This window comes from Rhizobacter sp. P3_B12 (assembly GCF_056402895.1).
Genome location: NZ_JBFUGN010001004.1, coordinates 1 through 2,196, shown reverse-complemented (window position 1 = coordinate 2,196; position 2,196 = coordinate 1). Strand labels below are relative to the sequence as shown.

Annotated in this window: 3 protein-coding genes and 1 pseudogene; 2 read left to right on the top strand and 2 right to left on the bottom strand. The window is 69.2% G+C overall.

Annotation, left to right across the window (positions count from 1 at the left end):
- Both AC1D01_RS31270 and AC1D01_RS31265 read right to left on the bottom strand, forming a co-directional pair.
- Nucleotides 1–549 (bottom strand): annotated as a pseudogene (locus AC1D01_RS31270) (hypothetical protein); the annotation flags it as partial.
- Between the two features lie 3 nt (nt 550–552).
- The gene (locus tag AC1D01_RS31265) at nt 553–1,281 is read right to left on the bottom strand and encodes a response regulator (protein WP_477873383.1); all 729 of its coding nucleotides are present in this window, start codon (nt 1,279–1,281) and stop codon (nt 553–555) included.
- 193 nt (nt 1,282–1,474) lie between these two features.
- Between AC1D01_RS31265 and AC1D01_RS31260 the strand changes: the two genes are divergently transcribed.
- Together AC1D01_RS31260 and AC1D01_RS31255 are read left to right on the top strand one after the other, a co-directional pair.
- Nucleotides 1,475–1,714, top strand: a complete 240-nt coding sequence (locus AC1D01_RS31260; RefSeq protein ID WP_477873385.1) for a type II toxin-antitoxin system ParD family antitoxin — start codon at nt 1,475–1,477, stop codon at nt 1,712–1,714.
- On the top strand, nt 1,711–2,034 hold the full coding sequence (locus tag AC1D01_RS31255) for a type II toxin-antitoxin system RelE/ParE family toxin (RefSeq protein WP_477873381.1): 324 nt from the start codon (nt 1,711–1,713) through the stop codon (nt 2,032–2,034). Before AC1D01_RS31260 ends, AC1D01_RS31255 begins: the two co-directional genes overlap by 4 nt.
- Nucleotides 2,035–2,196: the final 162 nt, after the last annotated feature.

Sequence of the window (2,196 nt, the reverse complement as noted above, 5' to 3'; positions counted from 1 at the left end):
CTGCAGGCTCGGGCCATCGCGCTGCACGCGCACGCGATTGCGGAACAGCTGGTCGCCCAGCGCGTCGAGCGTGTCGCGCTGGCTGCGCAGCTGGGCCTGCTGGCGGCGGCGTTCGCTCGACAGCGCGAGCAGGCTGGTCAGGTCGCGGTCGATGCCGTCGAGCATCGCGGTGGCCTCCAGCCGCGAATCGGCCTGCGTCGGCAGGTCGCCCGACAGGCGGCGGATCTCGCCGAGCAGCACGCGCACCAGCTGGCTGTCGTTGCGGCTGGGCGATTGCAGGTCGCTGTCGGCGATGCTGGGCGCGACGGCGGCGAGCTGCGACACCTTCTCGGCCAGCTCCAGCACGCGCGCGATCTCGGGCATCACGCCGGCCTCGAAGTCGTCGAGCGCGCGCTGGTTGTGGCGCATGCCGGCGATGCCGGTGACGGCCAGCACGATGGTGAGCAGCAGCAGCGCGAGGAAGGTGGCGAGCAGGCGGGTGCGGATCGCGAAGCGGGCGGGGATCTCGCCGGGTGCCGGCGGCACGGCCCTCGCGACGGCGTCGTTCACGGGTCAGCCGCGCGTCACCGGCACGCCGAACACGTAGCCCTGGCCGCGCTCGGTGCGGATGTAGGCCGGCTGGCGCGGGTTCGGCTCGATCTTGCGGCGCAGGCGCAGCACCAGCACGTCGACGCTGCGGTCGTAGGCCTCGGTCTCGGTGCCACGGAACTGCGACAGCAGCTCGTCGCGCGCCCACACGCGGCCGGCCTGCGTGACCATCGCGGCGAGCAGCGCRAACTCGCCGCGCGTCACCTCGCAAGGCTCGCCGCTGCTGCGCGCCAGCGTGCGGGCGGTGCGGTCGAGCACCCAGTCGCCGAAGCGGTAGCGCTCGTGCACCGGGTCGTCGGGGCGGGCGGCCGGCTGCGACAGTTCGGTCGAGCGGCGCAGGCTGGCGCGCACGCGGGCCAGCAGTTCGCGCCCGGAGATCGGCTTGACGAGGAAGTCGTCGGCAGCGAGCTCCAGCCCGAGCACCCGGTCGGCCTCGTCGCCCTTGCCGCTCATCATGATGATCGGCACGGTGGAGCTGCGGCGCAGCTCGCGCGCGATCGCGAGGCCGTCCTCGCCGCGCAGCTTCAGGTCGAGCATCACCAGCGAATGCGGGCGCTCGCGCAGCGCGCGCTGCATCTCGGTGCCGGTCTGCACGGCGGTGGCCTGCAGGCCGCCATCGGTGAGCACCGCGCCGATCCAGTCGAGCACGTCGGGCTCGTCGTCGAGGACCAGGATGCGGTGGGGGGTGGGCATCGGGGGACTATACGAAAGCGCTGCCGGGGGCGGGCCTGGGAATGTCCCTCGCCGCTGCGAGCGTGCCGAGTCAAGCGTTCATATGGACTGGTTGACGCTGACGGGGTCGAATTTCAGACTGCGCCGGATCTACCCAGCCATTTCCTCGACCATGACTTTGCCAAATTTTGCCAACGTGACTACCATTCCGCGGATGAGCACGATGAACATCTCGCTTCCGGACGCCTTGAAGGACTATGTCGACGAACAGGTGGCCGCCCGCGGCTACGGCACCAGCAGCGAATACGTGCGCGACCTGATCCGCAAGGATCAAGACCGGATGGCGCTCAAGGCGTTGGTGATGGAAGGCCTCGCATCGCCGATCAGTGAGCGCAGCCACGAAAGCATCATCGAGGCGCAGCGCCAGCGGATTCGCAAGGCGGCGTCGCGGTGACGCTTCGCCCGCTGTTGTGGCGTGAACAGGCGGAGCGCGACTTCCATGATGCGGTGGGCTACTACTTGACTGAAGGCGGGGACGATCTCGCAAATCGCTTCGTGGAGGCGGTCGACATCGGGCTTCGTCATGTGGCTGCCCAGTCGGCCACTGGTTCGCCTCGGTATGCCGTCGAACTCCAGATGTCCGGCCTGCGAACCTGGCGACTCAAGAAATTTCCGTACCTGCTCGCGTATTTCGACGGTGGTGATTGCATTGAACTCGTGCGTGTCTTGCACGAGCGCAGAGATATCGCCGATGGCCTTCAGGCGCTTCCCTGAGGCCGTCTGAGCCTCACCCTCCGCCACCCACCCGCGCAAACAACATCCCGCACCGCTCCAACCGCACCTCTCCCCCTTCCAGCCGGGCCCCGATCGACCGCTCCGCCATCGCCACCGCATCGCGGTCGATCCGGTAGCCCGCCGGCTCGCCCGACAGGTTGA